This window comes from Actinomadura sp. 21ATH (genome assembly GCF_041951345.1).
Taxonomy (GTDB): domain Bacteria; phylum Actinomycetota; class Actinomycetes; order Streptosporangiales; family Streptosporangiaceae; genus Spirillospora.
Genome location: NZ_JBGNUR010000027.1, coordinates 15,543 through 35,020, shown reverse-complemented (window position 1 = coordinate 35,020; position 19,478 = coordinate 15,543). Strand labels below are relative to the sequence as shown.

Annotated in this window: 18 protein-coding genes; 7 read left to right on the top strand and 11 right to left on the bottom strand. The window is 75.1% G+C overall.

The features are described 5' to 3' along the window. Positions 1-107 precede the first annotated feature (107 nt). Both ACA361_RS39960 and ACA361_RS39955 read left to right on the top strand, forming a co-directional pair. Entirely contained in the window at positions 108-1,046 is a 939-nt protein-coding gene (locus tag ACA361_RS39960) for a 5'-3' exonuclease H3TH domain-containing protein (RefSeq protein ID WP_375020356.1), read from the top strand. 383 nt (positions 1,047-1,429) lie between these two features. Then, complete coding sequence (locus ACA361_RS39955) at positions 1,430-2,161, top strand: Crp/Fnr family transcriptional regulator (RefSeq protein WP_375020355.1); 732 nt, start codon at positions 1,430-1,432, stop codon at positions 2,159-2,161. A 99-nt stretch (positions 2,162-2,260) separates the two neighbouring features. On the opposite strand, the gene ACA361_RS39950 is transcribed toward ACA361_RS39955, so the two are convergent. Further along, entirely contained in the window at positions 2,261-2,458 is a 198-nt protein-coding gene (locus tag ACA361_RS39950; RefSeq protein WP_375020354.1) for a hypothetical protein, read from the bottom strand. Between the two features lie 151 nt (positions 2,459-2,609). Here ACA361_RS39950 and ACA361_RS39945 point away from each other — a divergent pair, with 151 nt between their 5' ends. Both ACA361_RS39945 and ACA361_RS39940 read left to right on the top strand, forming a co-directional pair. Then, positions 2,610-3,341 carry a hypothetical protein gene (locus ACA361_RS39945; RefSeq protein ID WP_375020353.1) on the top strand — a complete coding sequence of 244 codons (732 nt, stop codon included), beginning with the start codon at positions 2,610-2,612 and terminating at the stop codon, positions 3,339-3,341. Between the two features lie 678 nt (positions 3,342-4,019). Then, positions 4,020-4,991, top strand: a complete 972-nt coding sequence (locus tag ACA361_RS39940; RefSeq protein WP_375020352.1) for an alpha/beta hydrolase — start codon at positions 4,020-4,022, stop codon at positions 4,989-4,991. 55 nt (positions 4,992-5,046) lie between these two features. Here ACA361_RS39940 and ACA361_RS39935 read toward each other — a convergent pair whose 3' ends face one another. The 9 genes from ACA361_RS39935 to ACA361_RS39895 form a co-directional block, all read right to left on the bottom strand. Then, complete coding sequence (locus ACA361_RS39935) at positions 5,047-6,246, bottom strand: Dyp-type peroxidase (protein ID WP_375020351.1); 1,200 nt, start codon at positions 6,244-6,246, stop codon at positions 5,047-5,049. A gap of 2 nt (positions 6,247-6,248) precedes the next feature. Continuing rightward, a complete protein-coding gene (locus ACA361_RS39930; RefSeq protein WP_375020350.1) occupies positions 6,249-6,770 on the bottom strand; it encodes a copper chaperone PCu(A)C in 522 nt (173 codons plus the stop codon). 203 nt (positions 6,771-6,973) lie between these two features. Next, positions 6,974-7,621 (bottom strand): hypothetical protein, encoded by a 648-nt coding sequence (locus ACA361_RS39925; RefSeq protein WP_375020349.1) that lies wholly within the window; start codon positions 7,619-7,621, stop codon positions 6,974-6,976. Positions 7,622-7,665: 44 nt separating this feature from the next. Next, a complete protein-coding gene (locus ACA361_RS39920) occupies positions 7,666-8,499 on the bottom strand; it encodes an ABC transporter ATP-binding protein (RefSeq protein WP_375020348.1) in 834 nt (277 codons plus the stop codon). After that, positions 8,496-9,584, bottom strand: a complete 1,089-nt coding sequence (locus ACA361_RS39915; RefSeq protein ID WP_375020347.1) for a FecCD family ABC transporter permease — start codon at positions 9,582-9,584, stop codon at positions 8,496-8,498. The genes ACA361_RS39920 and ACA361_RS39915 overlap by 4 nt, the downstream gene beginning before the upstream one ends. Beyond that, positions 9,581-10,624 carry a FecCD family ABC transporter permease gene (locus tag ACA361_RS39910; protein WP_375020346.1) on the bottom strand — a complete coding sequence of 348 codons (1,044 nt, stop codon included), beginning with the start codon at positions 10,622-10,624 and terminating at the stop codon, positions 9,581-9,583. The genes ACA361_RS39915 and ACA361_RS39910 overlap by 4 nt, the downstream gene beginning before the upstream one ends. Continuing rightward, a complete protein-coding gene (locus tag ACA361_RS39905; protein WP_375020345.1) occupies positions 10,621-11,661 on the bottom strand; it encodes an iron-siderophore ABC transporter substrate-binding protein in 1,041 nt (346 codons plus the stop codon). Before ACA361_RS39905 ends, ACA361_RS39910 begins: the two co-directional genes overlap by 4 nt. Before the next feature lie 243 nt (positions 11,662-11,904). Then, complete coding sequence (locus tag ACA361_RS39900) at positions 11,905-12,678, bottom strand: helix-turn-helix domain-containing protein (protein WP_375020344.1); 774 nt, start codon at positions 12,676-12,678, stop codon at positions 11,905-11,907. 76 nt (positions 12,679-12,754) lie between these two features. Further along, on the bottom strand, positions 12,755-13,222 hold the full coding sequence (locus ACA361_RS39895) for a MarR family transcriptional regulator (protein ID WP_375020343.1): 468 nt from the start codon (positions 13,220-13,222) through the stop codon (positions 12,755-12,757). Positions 13,223-13,297: 75 nt separating this feature from the next. On the opposite strand from ACA361_RS39895, the gene ACA361_RS39890 reads away from it, so the two are divergent. The 3 genes from ACA361_RS39890 (at position 13,298) to ACA361_RS39880 (ending at position 16,667) form a co-directional block, all read left to right on the top strand. Then, the gene (locus ACA361_RS39890; protein WP_375020342.1) at positions 13,298-14,014 is read left to right on the top strand and encodes a VOC family protein; all 717 of its coding nucleotides are present in this window, start codon (positions 13,298-13,300) and stop codon (positions 14,012-14,014) included. A 149-nt stretch (positions 14,015-14,163) separates the two neighbouring features. After that, a complete protein-coding gene (locus tag ACA361_RS39885; protein ID WP_375020341.1) occupies positions 14,164-14,697 on the top strand; it encodes a hypothetical protein in 534 nt (177 codons plus the stop codon). A 23-nt stretch (positions 14,698-14,720) separates the two neighbouring features. Beyond that, positions 14,721-16,667: a cytochrome c oxidase assembly protein gene (locus ACA361_RS39880; protein WP_375020340.1), complete on the top strand. Its 1,947-nt coding sequence runs from the start codon at positions 14,721-14,723 to the stop codon at positions 16,665-16,667. A gap of 27 nt (positions 16,668-16,694) precedes the next feature. On the opposite strand, the gene ACA361_RS39875 is transcribed toward ACA361_RS39880, so the two are convergent. Continuing rightward, positions 16,695-19,463 carry a DEAD/DEAH box helicase gene (locus tag ACA361_RS39875; RefSeq protein WP_375020339.1) on the bottom strand — a complete coding sequence of 923 codons (2,769 nt, stop codon included), beginning with the start codon at positions 19,461-19,463 and terminating at the stop codon, positions 16,695-16,697. Between the last annotated feature and the right edge of the window lie 15 nt (positions 19,464-19,478).

Sequence of the window (19,478 nt, the reverse complement as noted above, 5' to 3'; positions counted from 1 at the left end):
CGGGTCCTCGCCGCGGACCCTCGTCCCGGCCCGTCTCACCTGCTCGTACCGCACCAGCATCGCAAGGGTTCCCCGGCTCTGTCGCACCGGCGTGGGAGCATGTGGGCATGAGCGGGCTGATGCTGCTGGACACGCCGTCGCTGTACTTCCGCGCCTTCTTCGGGGTGCCCGAGTCGGTGAAGGCGCCGGACGGGACGCCGGTGAACGCCGTGCGCGGGCTGGTCGACATGATCGCGCGGCTGGTCCAGGACCGCCGCCCGGACCGGCTGGTGTGCTGCATGGACGCCGACTGGCGGCCGGCGTTCCGGGTGGAGGCGCTGCCCTCGTACAAGGCCCACCGGGTCGCCGACGACGGCGGCGACCAGACGCCGGACGCGCTCGAGGCGCAGCTGCCGGTGATCGACGCGGTGCTGAAGGCGTTCGGGCTGGCCGTCGCCGGGGTGCCGGGGTACGAGGCGGACGACGTGATCGGCACGCTCGCGGTGCGCGGCGCCGCGCAGGGCCCGGTCGACATCGTGACCGGCGACCGCGACCTGTTCCAGCTCGTCGACGAGCGCGGCCCGGTGCAGGTCCTCTACACCGCGCGCGGCATCCGCAACCTGCAGGTGATGGGCGAGAAGGAGGTCGCGGCCAAGTACGGCATCCCCGGCCGCGGCTACGCCGACTACGCGACGCTGCGCGGCGACCCCAGCGACGGGCTGCCGGGCGTGCCGGGGATCGGCGACAAGACCGCGGCGGCGCTGGTGACGCGGTTCGGCTCGCTGGAGGGCATCCTGGCCGCGCTGCAGGCCGGCACGACCGAAGGCTTCCCGGCGGGCGCGCGCCGCCGGATGGAGGCGGCGAGCGACTACCTGGCGGCGGCCGAGACGGTGGTGAAGGTCGTCACCGGCATCGACGACCCGGTGCTGAGCGGCCTGGACGACCGGCTGCCCGCCGAGCCCCGCGATCCGGCGGCCCTGGTGGCGCTGGCGGCGCTGGCGGACGAGTGGAACCTGTCCGGGCCGGTCAACCGGCTGCTGAACGCCCTCGCCCCGGCGGCCTCCTGACACCGGCCGCCCTGACCGGAATTCTGACCTTAAGGTAAGGCGGCGGCGCCTTCTGTGTCAGATGACGCAGACAGGGCGTGCCCCGAAGAGCAGCATCGTGATCAGTGACGGGGTTTCCTGGGAGACGTGGACAGCAGCACGAACGCTAGGCGGCGCGGGCGCCGCGGGAACCCGCGGGGCGGGTTCCGCGGCGGCCCGCGCACGAGCGGGCCGGTGCCCGCGGCACTGGGCCTCACCGCCCCACTCCCCCCAACTGCCGCGGGCGCCGGTCCACCGCGTCCCCGCGCCGGCTTGCCAGACCGGCGCGCCGATTGTCCACTGGAGTCACCTTCACTCGGAACCCCGCGCCCGCACGGGCGGGGAGCGCAGGAGACGGATCGCCCGTGACCGAACGGATCACCCTGCCGCGTGACGGCGTCCCCAGCGGCCGCCGCGACGGTTTCTGGGACGCGCTCGACGAGGGGCAGCGGGCCGCGCTGCGGCAGGTCGCGCGGCGCCGCGCCTACCCGGCCAAGCGGCCGCTGTGCTACCAGGGCGAGGAGTCCGACCACATCGTCATCATCGAGGAGGGCTGGGCCAAGGTCACCTCCTCCACCGAGGACGGCCACGACGTGGTGCTGGCCGTGCGCGGGCCCGGCGACCTGGTGTGCGAGAGCGCGGTGCTGGGCAGCCGGCACCGGTCGGCGACCGTCACCGCGCTGAACCCGGTCCGCGCGCTGGTGGTGCCCGCCGCCCGCTTCACCGGTTTCCTGGACGCGCACGCCACGGTGTGGCGGCTGGTGACCGGCACGTTCGTGCGCCGCCTCGACGACGCCGACCAGCGGCTGCAGTCGCACGTGTCGGCCAAGGGCGCGCAGCGGCTGGCGCAGCTGCTGGCGAGCCTGGCGGAGCTGTCGGCCCGGCACGTGCCGCCCGAGCCCGACGGCAGCATCGAGATCGCGCCGCCGCTGTCGCAGGAGGAGCTGGGCAGCTGCATGGACGCCTCGCGCGAGACCGTCGCCCGCGGCCTCAACAGCCTGCGCCGCCGCGGCCTGGTCCGCACGGGCTGGCGCCGCACCGTGGTGACGGACCTGCCCGGCCTGCGCGACTACGCCCAGGGCCGCGACGGCTCCTGACCGCCGCCGGGACGGGCCGCTCCTGCCCGCGCCCGGGGGCATGCGCGCCCGGGCGGTGCGGGCACCGCGCGGAGCGGCCCGTCGCCTTTACGTTGTAGATCAGCGGCGGGTGGTGCGGCGGCGCGACCAGCCGCGGGACCGCCAGTCGCTCCCGGCGCCGACACCGGCCAGGTGCAGCGCGATCAGCAGCAGGCCCACCGTGATGAGCGTCTGGTAGTCGAACGGGTCGGACGCGATGTCGGCCAGGTCGAACAGCAGCGCGAGGCCGAAGACGACGGCCGCGACGATCGCGAGCATGGAACCTCCTAGTCCGGGTGTCCCCCGATGCCACCGGCCCGATGTCCGCCCGGCGGCCCGGCAAACCCCGGCCGGGAATGGGCCGCCGAAAAGCGCGTGCGGGCGGCCGTCCGAAACCGCTACGGTCGTTTAGGTCCGAACGGGAGGAATTGTGCCGAAGCTCAACCAGATCATCGCCGTCGAGAAGGGCGTCAAGGCCAAGTCGCTGCGCGAGCTGACCGACGCCCACCACGCGGTGCAGAAGCAGCCCCTGCTCTCGGGCATCTCCCGCAACTACCAGCCGAAGGACGAGGACGGCGAGCAGCTGCCGCCGGAGTCGACCCGCGTGCAGGTCAAGGCCGAGGAGGTGCTGCGGCAGGCCGCCGCCACCCTCACCCGGCTGTTCGACGTGACCGCCACCAAGGACTGGACCAACTGCGTCGCCCGCGCCGACGTCACCGTCGACGGCCGCCCGCTGCTGCGCGACGTCCCGGTCACCTACCTGCTCTTCCTGGAGAAGCAGCTGGTCGACCTGCACACCTTCATCAAGAAGCTGCCGGTCCTGGACGCCGCCGAGTCGTGGACGTTCGACGCCTCCAGCGACTCCTACCGGACCGACCCCGTCCGCACGGTCAAGACCAAGAAGGTGCCGTTCAACCACGTCAAGGCCGAGGCGACCGACAAGCACCCGGCGCAGGTCGAGGTCTTCTACGAGGACGTCACGGTCGGTCACTGGACGACGGTGAAGTTCTCCGGCGCGCTGCCGGCCCGCCGCGTCAACGAGCTGCTCGACCGCGTCGACCGGCTGCAGCAGGCGGTCAAGTTCGCGCGCGAGGAGGCCAACGGCACCGAGGTGGACGAGCGCAGCGTCGGCGAGGTGGTGTTCGGCTACCTGTTCGAGTAAGGTCACAGACGCCCCGTGGGAGCGCGGGGTAACGCGCCGGAAAGGCGCGGAAGCTGAAACTGAAACGTCAGGCTGAAAAACACGGTTTCATGGGGGTTCGAGTCCCTCCCCCGGCACCGCGCGCCGGGGTGGCCCAATCGGTAGAGGCGGCCGTGGTCACGCTCAGACTCTCGCTCCAGCTTCAGCATTCACCGCCGATCGCCGGGTCGCCCGGGCACGGGCCTGATCATCGGGTTGCCGGTTCAACTCCGGCCCGCGCCTCTCCATGGCGCGGTAGCTCAACCGTAGAGCACGATGACATGACGACTGACCCGCGCCCTTAAAAGTACCGGCGTGCGCACGTGGCGGTAACCAGGGACCCGGAGGCCGGGTAAAGCCTCCGGGTCCCACCTTTCAGGCGGCCATCGGGGCGATGCATCATATAAACCCGCCCTTTCTGCTTTGAATGGTCCCGGAAATGGGGACGTATTCACTGTCGCCGCCATTCTGGACGCGGCCGGACTCCCTCTTCTCCCGCTTCGACCCGTTCCCTTCCGACCGCCGCCCGCGCGCGTTTCCGCCCGCGCCGCGGGCGCCCCCCGCCACGCGCTCTCGCGGCGCGCGCCCGCCGCCGCGGCCCCGGCACGCGCTCCCCCGCCGTGCGCTCCCCCGCCACCATGCGCCGAAAGGGCTCCCGTCTTGGCACGCCTTCTCACCCCCGCCGCGTCGGCGGGGGCGTTCCTCCTGCTCGCGAGCGCCGCGTTCACCGGAGCGGCGGCGGTTCCCGCCGCCGCGGCCGGGCCGCGGGTCGTCACCGAGGCCCCGGCGGGGCCGCGCGCGCTCGACCTGACCGTCCAGTCCCCCGCCATGGGGCGCCAGGAGAAGGTGCGCCTGCTGCTGCCCGCCGGATGGTCGCGGGACGCCGCGCGCACCTGGCCGGTCCTGTGGCTGCTGCACGGCGGCGCCGACGACCACACCGCGTGGACGCGCGAGACCGACGTCGAGCGCCTCACCGCCGGTTCCGGCGTGCTGGTCGTGATGCCGAACGGCGGCCGCTGCGGCAACTACTCCGACTGGTGGAACCACGGCGCGGGCGGCCCGCCCGCCTGGGAGACGTTCCACATGTCCGAGGTGCGGCGGATCCTGGAGCGCGACTACCGCGCCGGGACGCGGCGCGCGATCGCCGGGAACTCGATGGGCGGCCTGGGCGCCATGCTCTACACCGCCCGCTTCCCCGGGTCGTTCCGCGCGGCCGCGGCGTTCAGCGGCTACCTGCACACCCTGCACGGGCACCGGCCGGGCGACGACTCGGCGGGTTGGGGGACGTCGCTGGTGTGCCCCGGCACCGACTGGCGCCGCGTGTGGGGCGACCCCGACGATCAGGCCGCGATCTGGCACGCGCACAACCCGTACGACGTGGCGGACCGGCTGCGCGGCGTGCGGCTGCGGGTGGCCTCGGGCAGCGGCCGCGCCGGGCCGCTGGGCGGGCTGCCGTTCACCGACCCGGTCGAGGCGGCCGCGGACGGGCACGCCCGCGCGTTCACGGGCCGGCTGCGGGAGCTGGGCGTTCCGGTGACCGCGCGGTTCTACGACGGGCAGCATTCCTGGCCGTACTGGCAGCGCGAGCTGCACCTCGCGTTCCCGGACCTGCTGGCGGCCCTGGAGGGGTGACCGCGGACGGCGGCCGCGGCCGGGCCCCGGGGGTCCGGCGGCGGCCGCCGCGCCTTCAGGCGAGGAGCGTCTCGCCGATCCATCCGTCCGGCGCGCAGCCGGGCGGGAGGGCGAAGGCGGCGGAGCCGATGGGGACGGTCCACCGGTTGAGGAGGTCGGTGGCGGCCAGCCGCCGCTGGACGGGGACGAACTGGCGGCCGATGTCGGCCTGGTAGGAGGCGAACAGCAGCCCCGTGTCGGTGGCGCCTTCCCGGCCCACGTCCCCGTCGTAGTTGTAGCCGCGGCGCAGCATCCGCAGCGACGGGTCGGCGGTTCGGGCGAGGCGGATGTGGGCGTCGTCGTGGATCACCCGGAGGCCGAGGCGGTCGGTCGCCTCGAAGTCGGGTTCGTCGTGCTCCCTCCGTCCGGTGAGCGGGGCGCCGTCGGCCAGCCGGCGGCCGATGGAGAACTCCTTGGCGCCCTCATCGGCCTCGTCCCACTTCTCCAGGTCCATCCGGATGCGGCGGAGCACCATGAGGGTGCCGCCGCGCAGCCAGGCGGGCCCGCCGGTGATCCAGACGGCGGTGCCGAGGTCGGCGGGCTGGACGGTGCCGTCGAGCTGGCCCATGAGGTTGCGCTGGGTCCGCCCGGCGGGCTGCGAGGTGGGCGGGCGGCGGAAGCCGCGCTGGGTCCAGCGGACGGTCGCGAACGCGCGGGCGTCCTTGGCGATCAGCCGCAGGGCGTGCGCGAGGGTGACGGCGTCGTCGGCGCAGAGCTGGACCAGCAGGTCGCCGCCGCTCCAGCGGTCCTCCAGCCGGTCGATGGGGAATCCGGGCAGGTCGATGCCGGGGCGCTGGTCCTCCCGGCCGGCGGCGGTGAACAGGCCGGGCCCGAAGCCGAAGGTGACGGTCAGGCGGGCGGGCGTGTCGGCGAGCTCGGGCTGGGCGTCGGCCAGTCCGGCCCGTCCCTCGGTGAGGCGGCGGGCGTCGTCGGTGAGGATGCGCATCAGCCTGCCGAGCGCCTCGCGGCCGGTGCCGGGCCGCAGGTCCAGGCCGAGGAAGGCGGCGTGGGTCTGCGGGGCGGTGGCGATGCCGGCCTGGTGGGCCCCGTGGAACGGCTCGATGGCGCGGCCGGTCGCGGTGGCCGCCGCGGGCGCGGCGGGCGGCCGGTCGCCGGGGCGCGGGGCGGCGAGGTAGCCGCCGGCGGCGGCGAGCGTGGAGCCCGCCGCCACCGCGCCTCCGGCGATCAGGCCGCGCCGGGTGAGGTCGCGGCCCATCGTCAGTGCCCCGGCTCGTAGGTCTCGTTGCCGCCGTTGAAGTCCTTGGCGAGCGCGGAGAACCGGACGGTGGAGCGGTCGCCGAGCGTGAGCGTGAAGGGGACCTGCCGGCCCGGCTCGATCGGGCCGGTGACGTCCATGAGCATGATGTGGTAGCCGCCGGGCCTGAGTTCGAGCTTCCCGCCCGCGGGGACGACGAAGCCGCCCTTCCGGGGGCGCATCTTCATCTCGCCGCCCGCGCGGGCGACCTCGTGCAGCTCGACCTCGGCCGAGGCGGGGGTCGCGGCGGACACGACGGTCACGTCGGCGCCGGTGGTGTTGGCGAGGGTGCCGAACGCGGCGGTCATGCCCTTGTCGACGGTCTTCACCCACGGGTTCGTGATGGTCAGGGCGGCCTTGGCGGGGGCGGCGGACGGCGAGGGCGCGGCGCCGGCCGCCTTTCGGCCGCCGTCGCCTTCGCCGCCGCAGGCGGCCAGCGGGAGGGCGAGCAGGGTCAGGGCGGGCACGATGGCACGGATGTTCACGGGTGTTCCTTCCGCGAGGTCTCGCGAACAGGGGGCGGAGGGGCGCCGGTCGGCAGGGCGGCGCGGCATGGCGGTGCCCTGGACGGCACGGCGTCCGGGAGGGGAGGGGCGGCGCCGGGCGCCGCGTCAGGCGGCCCCGCCCGGGCGCGCGGCCTCGGGCCCCGGGCGGGACGCCGGGGGCCGGTGGCCGGGGGAAGGCGGGGTCAGGAGGGGAGCGCGGCGGGCGGGCCGCGCCGGCCGACCGCGGTCACCACGGCGTCCGGGATCAGCACCCGCACCCGCGTCACGGCTGGCCGGGAGAAGGGCGGCGCCGGCACCGGGCCGGGCCGCACGACGCGCGCGATCCGCGTGGCGAGCCGCCGCACGAGGGAGCAGAACAGCTCCTCGCCCCGGCGCAGCCACGCGGCCGTCACCAGCGCGACGATGACGTGCGCGAGCAGCATCGCCGCGCCGGAGTGGTCCATGCCGCCGGCGCCCGCCTGCTGGACCTGGCCGGCCTGGTGAGCCGAGTGGGCCCAGTGGGCTTGGTGGGCTTGGTGGGCCAGGTGGGCGTGCGCGGCCGGGTCGGCGAGGGCCTCGTGCGCCGCCGGCGGCGTTCCGGGCGCCAGCCGCCCGAACAGGTGGTGCAGCCCGTACTGCGCGGCGAACGTCGCGGGGAGGATCACCTTCGTCCCGCGCTCGCGGCCGGCGAGCAGGAACGCGCCCGCGGCCGTCAGCGCCGCGGCCAGGCCGAGCACGGCGGGCCCGGCGGGGGCGCCGCCGGCGTACCGGTGGGCGGCCGCGGAGACGATCGTGCAGACCGCGCCGAAGCCGGCGGCGCGCAGCGTCCGCAGGCTCCGGTCGGGCGTCACACGACCAGTATGCAGGCCCTTGCCCGCGGCGGGCGTCCGGGGTGTCAGCGGGCGCGGTCCGGTGCGGGGACGGCCTCGGCCCGGACGCGGTGGCGGCCGATGGGGAGCATCAGGGGGCGGCCGGAGACGGGGTCCTCGATGATGCGGCTTTCGAGGTCGAAGACGGTGCGGACGTTCTCCTCGGTGAGGACCTCGGCCGGGGTTCCGGCGGCGTGCAGGCGGCCGCCGGCGAGGGCGATGAGGTGGTCGGCGTAGCGTGCGGCGAGGTTGAGGTCGTGCAGGACCATCACGATGGTGGTGCCGCGGGTGCGGTTGAGGTCGGTGAGCAGGTCGAGGACGTCGATCTGGTGGCTGGCGTCCAGGAACGTGGTGGGCTCGTCGAGCAGGAGCAGGTCGGTCTGCTGGGCGAGCGCCATGGCGATCCAGACCCGCTGCCGCTGGCCGCCGGACAGCTCGTCGACGGCGCGGTCGGCGAGATCGGTGGTCCGGGTCGCCTCGAGCGCGGCGGCGACGGCGGTGTCGTCCTCGGCCTTCCACCGGGAGAAGATGCCCTGGTGGGGGTGGCGGCCGCGGGAGACGAGGTCGAGGACGGTGATGCCGTCGGGCGCGACCGGCGACTGGGGCAGCAGCCCGAGGGTGCGGGCCAGCTCCTTGGCGGGGGTGCGGTGCACCTCCCTGCCGTCCAGGACGACGCGGCCCGCGCGGGGCGCGAGCAGCCGCGACAGGGAGCGCAGCAGCGTCGACTTCCCGCAGGCGTTCGCGCCGACGATGGCCGTGACCCGGCCGGGCGGGACGGCCAGGTCGAGGGACTCGATGACGGCGCGGTCGCCGTACCCGAGGGTGAGGCGCTCGGCCTCCAGGGAGTGGGACGTGGTCACAGCGAGCCTCCGGCCCGGTGGGTGCGGACGATCAGGTAGATGAGGTACGGCGCGCCGAGGACGCCGGTGACGACGCCGACCGGGTAGCGGGTGCCGAACGCGAACTGCCCGGTGAGGTCGGCGGCCAGGACCAGGAGGGCGCCGACGAGCCCGGCGGGCACGAGCAGGGAGCCGCTGACGCCGACGAGGCGGGCGGCGATGGGCCCGGACAGGAACGCCACGAACGCGACCGGCCCGGCCGCGGCGGTGGCGAACCCGATCAGGCCGACGGCGGCGACGATGACGGCGACGCGGGTGCGTTCGACGCGCACGCCGAGGGCGGCGGCGGTGTCGTCGCCGAGCCGCAGCGCCGACAGGTCGCGCGCCAGGGCCAGCAGCACGGGGGTGAGGACGAGGACGGCGGCGAGGGTGGGCGCCGCCTGCTCCCAGGTCGTCCCGTTGAGGCTGCCGGTGAGCCAGCGCAGGGCCTCCTGGAGCTCCCATTCGGCGGCGCGGGACAGGACGTAGGAGATGACGCTGTCGAGGAACGCGGCGGTGCCGATGCCGATCAGGATGAGCCGGGTGCCGGCGACGCCGTCCCGGAACGCCAGGGAGTACATCAGCAGCGCGACGGCGAGGGCGGAGGCGATCGCGACCGCCGACACCCGGGTGCCGCCGAGGCCGAGCGTCACGATCGCGATGGCGGCTCCGGCGCCGGCGCCGGAGCTGATGCCGATGATGTCGGGGCTGGCCAGCGGGTTGCGGAGCAGCGTCTGGAAGGTGACGCCGCCCAGGCCGAACGCGAACCCGGCGGTGACGGCGAGGACGGCGCGCGGCAGCCGCAGCTCCCCGACGGTGAACGACGCGCCGGGCACCTGCTCGCCGAGGACGACGCGGACGACGTCGCCGAGCGGGTAGAACGTCCGCCCGGCCATGAGCGTCACGGCGAACCCGGCGGCGACGAGGACCGCCAGCGTCAGGACGACGGCGCGGCGCCGGGCGGCGCGCCGGCGGCGGCCGCGGGCGACGGCCCGGACGGTGCCGGCGGGCGGGGCGGCCGGCGGCGCGGCGGGGGTGGCGGCGGGGGTGGCGGCGGGGGCGCTCACAGCTCACGCACCTTCTGGCGGCGGACGATGTGGACGAAGAACGGGGCGCCGATCAGCGCGGTGACGATGCCGACCTCGATGTCCTCGGGGCGGGCCGCGACGCGCCCGACGACGTCGGCGGCGGTGAGCAGCGCGGCGCCGGTGAGCGCGGACAGCGGCAGCAGCCAGCGGTGGTCGACGCCGGCGAGGAGGCGGCACGCGTGCGGGACGACGAGCCCGACGAAGGCGATCGGCCCGGCGACGGCGGTGGACGCGCCGCACAGGATGACCGAGCCGAGGGCGGCCGTGGCGCGGATGACGGTGACGCGCTCGCCGAGCCCGGCGGCGAGCTCGTCGCCCAGGGCGAGCGAGTTGAGGGCGCGGGCCGACAGCAGGCACACCGCGAACCCGGCCGCGAGGAACGGCAGGACCTGCCCGATGCGCTCGTAGGACGCGCCGCCGACGCCGCCAATCTGCCAGAGCCGGAAGCCGCCGGCGATGTCGTTGCGGGGCAGGACGACGGCGCTGACGAGGGACGCGAAGGCGGCCGACGTGGCGGCGCCGGCGAGCGCGACCTTGAGCGGGGTGGCGCCGCCGCGGCCGAGGGATCCGACGGTGTAGACGAACACGGCCGTGGCGGCGGCGCCCGCCATCGCGACCCAGATGTACCCGGTCGGCGAGACGAGCCCGAAGTGGGCGACGGCGGTGACGACCGCGAGCGAGGCGCCCATGTTGATGCCGAGCAGTCCGGGGTCGGCCAGGGGGTTGCGGGTGACGCCCTGCATGACGGCGCCGGAGAGGCCGAGCGCGGCGCCGATGGCGACCGCGAGCAGGGTCCGCGGGATGCGCTTGGCGACCGCGGCCTCTTCGAGGGAGCCGTCCGCGCCGCCGAGCGCAGCCCAGACGTCGGACCAGGCGACGTCGCGGGAGCCGAGGGCGACCGAGGCGGCCATGAGCACGGCCAGGACGGTGGCGGTGGCGAGGAGCCACAGGATCCGGACGCGCGCCGGACGCCGCACGAGGGCGGCGTCCGGCGGGGTTTCGGTGCGGGCGGTCGTCACTTGACCTTGTCCGCGGCCTCGGCGAGCGCCTTGGCGTAGTCCTCCAGCACCCACGAGATCGACAGCGGGGTCGGGTTGGCGGCGGTGCCGAGCGGCTCGGTGCTGGGCAGCAGGTACGCCGACCCGCGCTCGATGGCGGGGATCTTCGACAGCAGCGGGTCCTTGCGGAGCTTGCCGAGCAGCTCGCCCTTGCCGTCGCCGTAGCCGGTGATGATGTCGACGTCGTCGAACACGTCGATCTGCTCGGCGCTGCGGTTCAGGACGAACTTGTCGGTGCCCTTGGACGCCTCGGCGACGCTGGCGGGGATCTTCAGCCCGAGGTCCTCGAAGAACAGCGTGCGGGTGTCGTGGGTGGTGTAGAAGCCGATCTGGCTGACGTCGTTGGGGTCGACGTGCGTCATGAACATCGCCGTCTTGCCCTTGAGCTGCGGGTACTTGGCGGCGACGCGCCTGATGTCGCCCTCGATGGTGCCGATCAGCCGGTCGCCCTCGGCGGCCTTGCCGATGGCCTTGGCGTTCAGCTTGATGATCTCGCGCCAGGGCGTGGCCCAGGCGGCGTCGGGGTAGGCGACCACCGGGGCGATCTTGCTCAGCGTGTCGTAGTCCTGCTTGGTGAGGCCGGAGTAGGCGGCGAGGATGACGTCCGGCCTGGTGTCGGCGACGGCCTCGAAGTCGATGCCGTCGTTCTCGTCGAACAGGACGGGCGTCTTGGCGTTGAGCTCCTTCAGGCGCTTCTCCACCCAGGGCAGGACGCCGTCGCCGTTGTCGTCGCCGAAGTTGGCGGCGGCCATGCCGACCGGGACGACGCCGAGGGCCAGCGGCACCTCGTGGTTGGCCCAGTTGACCGTGGCCACCCGCTTCGGCTCGGCGGGCACGGTGGTCGTCCCCAGCGCGTGCTTGATCGTCATGGGGAACGCGGCGGCCGTGCCGCCGCCCGCGCTCGTCCCGGTGTCCTCGGAGGTGCTCCCGCAGGCCGCGATGCTCCCCAGGAGGACCGTCAGGACGGCGAGGAGGCGAAGGCTGGGTGGACGTTTCACTCGTGCTCCACTTTCAGGAATCCGCTGGCGCCGGCCCTCGCACGCCCGGAACGCGGCTGGCGTGTCCGTGCGCGGGGCACCGTGCGACCGCAAGCCCCGAGCTAGTTAGGTAAGGCTTGCCTTGGTCCGAACTCTAAGAGGAATGCCTGAGTTGTCGCAATCGCGATTTTGGGACATCCCTTATAGCGATCGGGACAGCGGAGACGGCCGCGGGCCCGGCCGGCGGCCCTGCCCGCGGCCCGGTCAGTGCGCCCGGAACGCTCCCGGCGTGAGCCCGGTCGTCCGCCGGAACGCCGCCCCGAACGCGCTCGCGGAGCGGTAGCCGACCTCCTCGGCCACGGCGTCGATCTCCCAGCCCCGGCCGAGCAGCTCGACCGCGTGCCGGGCGCGCACCGCCGCGACCCACCGCGCGTAGCTGGTGCCGGTCTCCGCGTTGAAGGCGCGGGTGATCGTGCGGGGGCTGACGCCCAGGCGGGACGCCCAGTCGGCCAGCGTCCGCCGGTCGCCGGGGGCGGCGCGGACCGCTTCGGCGATTGGGCGCAGCAGGTCGGAGGCGGGCATCTGCACGAGCAGCTCGCGCGAGGAGGGCGCGAGGACGTCCAGCACCATCGCCTCCGTCAGCGCCCGCGACGCGGCCGGCAGCGCGGTGCCGCCGAGCCGTTCCAGCAGCAGCCGCAGCAGCGGGGTGATCTCGACCCCGGCGGGCGTCGGCGAGATCGGCGCCATGGTGCCGAACCCGAAGAAGCCGGCCCGGCACCGGGTGCCGGCGGCCGCCGATCCGGAGTGCAGCGTGCCGGCGGGCATCCACACGCCGAGCGCCGGGGTGATCGTCCACACCCGCGGGCCCACCACGGCCGTGGACGTGCCCCGCTCGTTCCAGAGCAGCTCGTGGAAGGGGTGCGAGTGCTCGTTCCAGACGGTGTCGCGGGTGAAGTCCTCGCTCCAGTTCAGGATGGCGTGCGGCATCTCGACCGGTCCCGCCTCCAGGGCGGGCAGCGTACGGGTCTCGCCGCTCATGGGCGCGCGCGGTCGATCACGGTCGGCGTCTCCTCGTCCATCTTCTCGGCGGCCGGCGGCCGGCGGGCAGCTCGGCTCAGTCCGGCTGCCGGGTGAGTTCCATCGTCTCGCGCTCGTAGGTGAGCAGGGCGTTGATCACCAGTGCCCGCTCGGGCGGCGACATCGGCTCGAACACGGTGCGCCAGGCCGCCGCGCCCGCGCCCAGCCAGCCCTCGATCGCGGGGCGGTGGGCGTCGGCGATGCCCACGATCGTCCGGCGCCGGTCCCGCTCGTCCTCGCGGCGGTGCAGGATGCCCTGGCGGCTGAGGTCGTTCACCATCAGGCTCACCGTCGTGGAGGCGAGCTGGAGGCGGGCGGCGAGGTCCTTGACGGTGGCGGACTCGTCGTAGAGCAGCAGCGCCAGCAGGGACAGGTGCCGCGGCGTGAGCGCGTAGTCGCGCAGCCGCTCCGGGATCGGCATCCGCTTGGCGCGCGCCATCAGCCGCGGCAGCAGCAGGATCATCTCGCGCACGCCCTGGTCGACGGTCGGGCCGTCGGTTGACATCAGGTCGCCCCCCAATTTACGTTTGCTTTCAAATCAGTCTTGACTTCAACACCTTCATCCTGGCGGAGGACCCGCATGGCCGTCTACGACCTGGACCACTTCACCCTCGGTGTCCGGCACCTCTACGCGAGCGCCGAGCGCCTGCGCGCCGAGACGGGGCTGCGCAGCCACGAGGGCGGCTGGCTGGACGCCATGCCGACCGCGCACCGCACCATCGCGCTGCCCGGCGGCGCCTTCGTCAACGTCGAGTCCGTCATCGACCACCACGCCGACCTGCCGCCCGGGGTGGCGGCGTTCCGCACCTGGTTCGAGGAGACGACCCGCCGCGGCGACCACTGGATGACCTGGAACCTTCGGGCCCGCAGCCGCGCCGACCTGGAGGACGTCGCCCGGCGCCTGGGCGGGGCGGTGGTGACCGCGCCCGGGGCGCGGCGCCCCGACGGCTCCACCTCGACCACCGTCATGGCGCCGGGCGACGCGGCGCTGACGTGGGCGCGGGGCCTCCCGAACTGGTATCACCACGAGAGCCTGGAACGGCACCCCGCGCGCCTGTCCCCCATGGACCATGAGCGCCCGCTGCGCGAGATCTCCTGGCTGGAGGTGGGCGGCGACCCGGCCGAGCTGGAGGAGCACGTCGGCGCCGAGACGTTCGCCGCGCTGCCGCTGCGGTTCGTCGGCGGCCCCGCCGGCCTGCGCGGCGTCGGGCTGGCCACCCGTGACGGCGCGGAGATCGCGCTGCGCGCCCCGTCCGGCGCCCCGGGCCTGGCGCAGCTCGCCGCCCGGCACGCCTGAGACGCCGCCCCGCCCCGCCGCTCCCCGGACCGGCACGGCGCGGCGCGGTGAACCCCGGGCGGAAGCGGCCCGTACAGGGGATCAGACCCGTGTCGCCGGCGGCGGAGGGGGGCTCCTTTGGGGACAGGTCCACTGGGGTCGAGTCCACGATGACCGAGCCGAACGACGCCCTGTGGACGCGCCTGCTGGCCGCGCTGGAGGCGCCCTGCGCGGACTGCGGCGGCGCGGGGACGGTGCACGCGCCCGCCTGGCGGGCGTGGCACGAGCGGGCGGGCGAGCTGGTGCGGGTGGCGCAGGCCGCGCGGCGCGCCACCGACCTGCGCCAGGCGCGGCCGGCCGTGCCGCAGGGGGCGCGGCCGACCGTTCCCGAAGGGGTGCCGCGGATCTCGCCGGAGGCGGCGCGGGAGGCGGCGGAGACGCCCGCGATCGTCACGGCGATCGATCGCGCGATCGGAGACCACATGAACACCCGCCCGGACGGGCCCGAACGGGTCCGCTGCACCACCTGCGGCGGCTGCGGCCGGACGCTGACGGCGGCCGGGACGCGGCTGACGGAGTTCCTGGCCCGGCACGGGCTGGTGCTGGCGTGCCCGGACCTGAACTCCCGCGGCGGCGGCGACGTACAGCCGGACGTGCACGCGACCGAGGACCCGCCGTCCGGCACCCATGTGGGAGCGACGTGACCGCCGAAGGCAGACCCGTACCGATGACGGCACCGGCCGAGGCCCGGGGCGCCGCGCGGCCGGTGCCGCCCTGGCCCGCGGCGGCGGCCGCGGGCGTGCTCGTGCTGGCGCTGGTGCTGCGGTTCGGCGGCGCGCTGGGCGCGGAGGCCGTGCCGGGCCTGACGCGGTCGGGGGCGCTGACCAAGACGGGGCTGGCGCTGGCGGAGCTGGCCGCGACCGCGTGCGGCGCCGTGGCGGCGGGCTGGCTGCTGCTGGCGGCGGTGTTCACGCCCGCCGGGGCGCCGGTGCGCCGCTTCCTGCGCGCCGCGGCGCTGTGGTCGGCGGCGTGGGCGCTGGCGGTCCTGGCGGTGGTGATGTTCTCGGCGGCCGACCTGTTCGGCGTGCCGGTGACGACCGGCGTCACCGGCGGCATGCTGCGCACGTTCGTGCTGGAGCTGCCGCAGGGGCGCGCGCTGCTGCTGGTGGCGGCCGCGGCGGTGGCGGCGGCGGTCGCGTCCCAGGCGGCCTCCTCGCCGGGCACCGCCTGGTACCCGCTGCTGCTGGCGCTCGCGGGCGCGCTGCCGCCGGTGTTCACCGGGCACGCCGCCGGGACGTCCCACCACACCGCGGCGGTCTACAGCCTCGCCGCGCACGTGCTGGGCGCGACGCTGTGGGTGGGCGGGCTGGTGGCGCTGCTCGCGGCGGCCCGTTCCCGGGACCTCCTGGGCGGGCGGCTGGCGGCCGTCGCCGCCCGCTACAGCCGCCTGGCGCTGTGCTGCTTCGCGGCGGTGGCGGTGAGCGGGCTGGTGAACGCGTGGATCCGGCTGGGCGGGTTCGACTTCGGCTCGTCCTACGGGGCGCTGATCGCCGCCAAGACGGCCGCGCTGGCCGCGATCGGGGCGCTGGGCCGGTGGCACCGCCGCGCCAGCCTCCCGGCCCTGCGCGGCGGCGCGGGACGCGGGGTGTTCGTGCGGGTCGCCACGGTCGAGGTGGTCGCGATGGCGGCCACGATGGCGCTGGCGGCGGGCCTGTCGCGGACGCCGCCGCCGGAGGTGGCGCGGGGGACGCTCGACCTGGTGACGCTGCGGCTGGGGTTCCCGCTGCCGGAGGCGCCGTCGTGGACGTCCTACGCGCTCGGCTGGTGGCCGGACCCTCTTCTCCTGTGCCTGACTCTGGGCGGCGGGGCGCTGTACGCGGCCGGGGTCGCGCGGCTGCGCCGGGCCGGGCGCCGGTGGCCGGTGCCGCGCACGGTGGCGTGGTACGCGGGCCTGGCGGTGCTGCTGGTGGCGACGTGCGGCGGCCTGGCCCGCTACAGCATGGTGCTGTTCAGCGCGCACATGCTCCAGCATCTGCTGCTGAGCCTGGTGGCGCCCGCGCTGCTGCTGCTCGGGGCGCCGGTGACGCTGGCGCTGCGGGCGCTGCCGCGCGAGGGCGGCGCCGGCGGCCGTTCGGTGCGGGAGACGCTGGTGGCGCTGCTGCGGAGCCGGGCGCTGCGGGCGGCGTGCCATCCGGCGGTCGCGCCGGTGGTGTTCCTGGCGAGCCTGTACGGCTTCTACCTGTCGCCGCTGCTGGAGGCGTCGCTGCGCAACCACGCGCTGCACTCGCTGGCCATGGCGGGGTTCGTGGCGGCGGCGTGCTGCTACCTGTGGCCGGTGATGGGGCCGGACCCGCTGCCGCGGCGGCCGCCGCTGAGCGTGCGGTTCCTGCTGGCGGCGTGCACGGTGCCGTTCCACGCGCTGTTCGGCGTGCTGATCATGGGATGGGGGACGGTGCTGGCGGGCGACTGGTTCACCCGGCTGGGCCGCGGCTGGGGCGCCCCGGCGCTGCGCGACCAGCGGGTGGCCGGCGGGCTGGCGTGGGCGCTCGGCGAGGTGGCCGCGCTGGTGATCGTAATGGCGCTGGCGCACCGCTGGATCCGCGATGACCCGCCCCCGGCCCCGGGCGGCGACCGCCGCGGAACCGGGACCGGGGAGCCGGCCGTCACGCGCTAGCGCCGCCCGGGGCGGCAGAGGCCGTCCTCAGGCGACCGACGAGTAGGCCACGACGCCGCGGCGCATGGAGTCCATGGCGCGGCGGGCGGTCTTGCGGATGTGGCTGTTGGGCGGGGCGGCGTCGGCGACCTGGCCGAGCAGGTCCAGCAGCTGCTTGACGGCGCGGACGAAGTCGCCGGCGGTCATGCCGGTCTCCAGCAGCACCTCGTCGAGGTCCTGGCCCTTGGCCCACTGGTACGCCGTCCACGCGAAACCCAGGTCGGGCTCGCGCAGGAACGAGACCCGGTTGTCCTTCTCGACGCCGTCCAGCTCGCCCCACAGCCGGACCATCGCGGCGAGGGCGTCGCGGGTGGGGCCGGTCGGGGTCTTGGGCGGGGCGGCGTCGTCGGGCTGGCGGGACTCGAACACCAGCGCCGACACGCACGCGGCCAGCTCGGCGTGGTCGAGCTTCTCCCAGACGCCCTCGCGGAGGCTCTCGGCGGTCAGCAGGTCCAGCTCGTTGTAGATGCGGCCGAGGCGGCGGCCCTCGTCGGTGACGGTGTCGCCGGCCAGATAGCCGAGCTGCTCCAGCACGGCGCAGACGCGGTCGAAGGTGCGGGCGATGACCTGCGAGCGGCCCTCGACGCGGCGGCGCAGCTGCTCGGTCTCGCGCTCGAGCCGGAAGTAGCGCTCGGCCCAGCGGGCGTGGTCCTCGCGCTTGTCGCAGCCGTGCACGGGGTGCTCGCGCAGCTCGGCGCGCAGCCGTGCGATCTCGGCGTCGTCGGCGGCGGGCGTGTCACGGTGCCGGCGCCGCTCCCGGACGTCGTCGGGGACCTTGGCGCGCAGCGTGCTGGCCAGGTCGCGGCGGGCCTGCGGGTTGCGGGGGCTGAACGACTTGGGGATGCGGATCCGCTCGACCGGCTCCACCGGGCGCGGGAAGTCCTGGATCGACAGCCGCTGCACCGACCGGCTGATCGTCAGGACGAGCGGTGCGGGCCCGTCGGAACGGCGGCCCAGCCCCGGGTCCAGCACGACCGCGAGCCCGGAGCGGCGCCCGGACGGCACCAGGATCACGTCGCCGGGCCGCAGGTGCTCCAGGGAGCGGGCGGCCTCGGCGCGCCGCTCGGTCGACCGCTCCCGCGACAGCTCGGCCTCGCGGTCCGACAGGCGGCGGCGGAGCCCGGCGTACTCCATGAAGTCGCCGAGGTGGCATTCGGCGGCCTTGGCGTACCCGGCCAGGGCCTCCTCGTTCTTGCGGACCTGCCGCGCCAGCCCGACCACGGCGCGGTCGGCCTGGAACTGGGCGAACGACTCCTCCAGCAGGTTCCGGGCACGCTCGACGCCGACGGCGCCGACGAGGTTGACGGCCATGTTGTACGAGGGCCGGAAGCTGGAGTTGAGCGGGTAGGTGCGGGTGCCGGCGAGCCCGGCGACGGAGTTGGGGTCGACGCTGGGGCTCCAGATGACGACCGCGTGGCCCTCGACGTCGATGCCGCGGCGCCCGGCGCGGCCGGTCAGCTGGGTGTACTCGCCGGGGGTGAGGTCGACGTGGGCCTCGCCGTTCCACTTGTCGAGCTTCTCGATCAGCACGGTGCGGGCGGGCATGTTGATGCCGAGGGCGAGCGTCTCGGTGGCGAACACCGCCTTGATCAGCCCGCGGGTGAACAGCTCCTCGACGATCTCCTTGAACGTGGGGAGCATCCCGGCGTGGTGGGCGGCGATGCCGCGTTCCAGCCCGGCCAGGAAGTCGTCGTAGCCGAGGACGCGCAGGTCGTCGCGGGCGATGTCGGCGGTGCGCAGCTCCACGTGCGCGGCGATCTCCTCGGCCTCCTCCTTGGAGGTGAGCCGCAGGTTGGCGTTCAGGCACTGCAGGACGGCGGCGTCGCAGCCGGCGCGGCTGAACACGAACGTGATCGCGGGCAGCAGCCCGGCCCGCTCGAGCCGCTCGATCACGTCGGGCCGGGCGGGCGGCCGGAACCGCTGCGGGCGCGGCGCGCGGCGGCGGCCGGTGCGGCGGCCCTGGTTGACCTTGGCGCGGCGGACCTCCTCCACCGCCATCCGCTGCAGCTGCGGGTTGATCCTCGCCTGCCGGTCGCCCTTGCGGCCGGTGTCGACGAACAGGTCGTACAGGCGGGTGCCGACCAGCATGTGCTGGAACAGCGGCACGGGTCGGTGCTCGTCGACGATCACGGCGGTGTCGCCGCGGACGGCCTGCAGCCACTCGCCGAACTCCTCGGCGTTGCTGACGGTCGCCGACAGCGCCACGATCCGGACCGACTCCGGAACGTGGATGATCACTTCTTCCCAGACGGCGCCGCGGAACCGGTCGGCCAGGTAGTGGACCTCGTCCATCACCACGAACGCCAGCCCGGCCAGGGTCTGCGACCCCGCGTACAGCATGTTCCGCAGCACCTCGGTCGTCATGACGACGATCGGGGCCTCGCCGTTGACGCTGTTGTCACCGGTGAGGAGGCCGACCTTCTCGGCGCCGTAGCGGCTGACGAGGTCGGCGTACTTCTGGTTGGACAGCGCCTTGATCGGCGTGGTGTAGAAGCACTTGGCGCCGCCGGTGAGGGCCAGGTGGACGGCGAACTCCCCCACCACGGTCTTGCCGGAGCCGGTGGGCGCGGCGACCAGGACGCCGCTGCCGCCCTCCAGGGCCCGGCACGCCTCGATCTGGAACGGGTCCAGGGCGAAGTCGTAGAGGGTCTGGAAGTCCAGCAGGGCCGGGCCGTTTCCGTCGGTGCGCTTCCGGTAGGCCGCGTACCGCTGCGCCGGGGACGTGCCGGCGGCCGACTGCGTGTCGGGGGTGGTCATACGTCGAGCCTACGG

Bases quoted from the DNA above. Each gene is read 5' to 3' on its own strand.
- ACA361_RS39960 (WP_375020356.1), top strand. From the start codon at position 108: ATGAGCGGGCTGATGCTGCTGGACACGCCGTCGCTGTACTTCCGCGCC.
- ACA361_RS39950 (WP_375020354.1), bottom strand. From the start codon at position 2,458: ATGCTCGCGATCGTCGCGGCCGTCGTCTTCGGCCTCGCGCTGCTGTTC.
- ACA361_RS39935 (WP_375020351.1), bottom strand. From the start codon at position 6,246: ATGGGCCGCGACCTCACCCGGCGCGGCCTGATCGCCGGAGGCGCGGTG.
- ACA361_RS39900 (WP_375020344.1), bottom strand. From the start codon at position 12,678: ATGAGCGGCGAGACCCGTACGCTGCCCGCCCTGGAGGCGGGACCGGTC.
- ACA361_RS39895 (WP_375020343.1), bottom strand. From the start codon at position 13,222: ATGTCAACCGACGGCCCGACCGTCGACCAGGGCGTGCGCGAGATGATC.
- ACA361_RS39890 (WP_375020342.1), top strand. From the start codon at position 13,298: ATGGCCGTCTACGACCTGGACCACTTCACCCTCGGTGTCCGGCACCTC.
- ACA361_RS39885 (WP_375020341.1), top strand. From the start codon at position 14,164: ATGACCGAGCCGAACGACGCCCTGTGGACGCGCCTGCTGGCCGCGCTG.
- ACA361_RS39880 (WP_375020340.1), top strand. From the start codon at position 14,721: ATGACGGCACCGGCCGAGGCCCGGGGCGCCGCGCGGCCGGTGCCGCCC.
- ACA361_RS39875 (WP_375020339.1), bottom strand. From the start codon at position 19,463: ATGACCACCCCCGACACGCAGTCGGCCGCCGGCACGTCCCCGGCGCAG.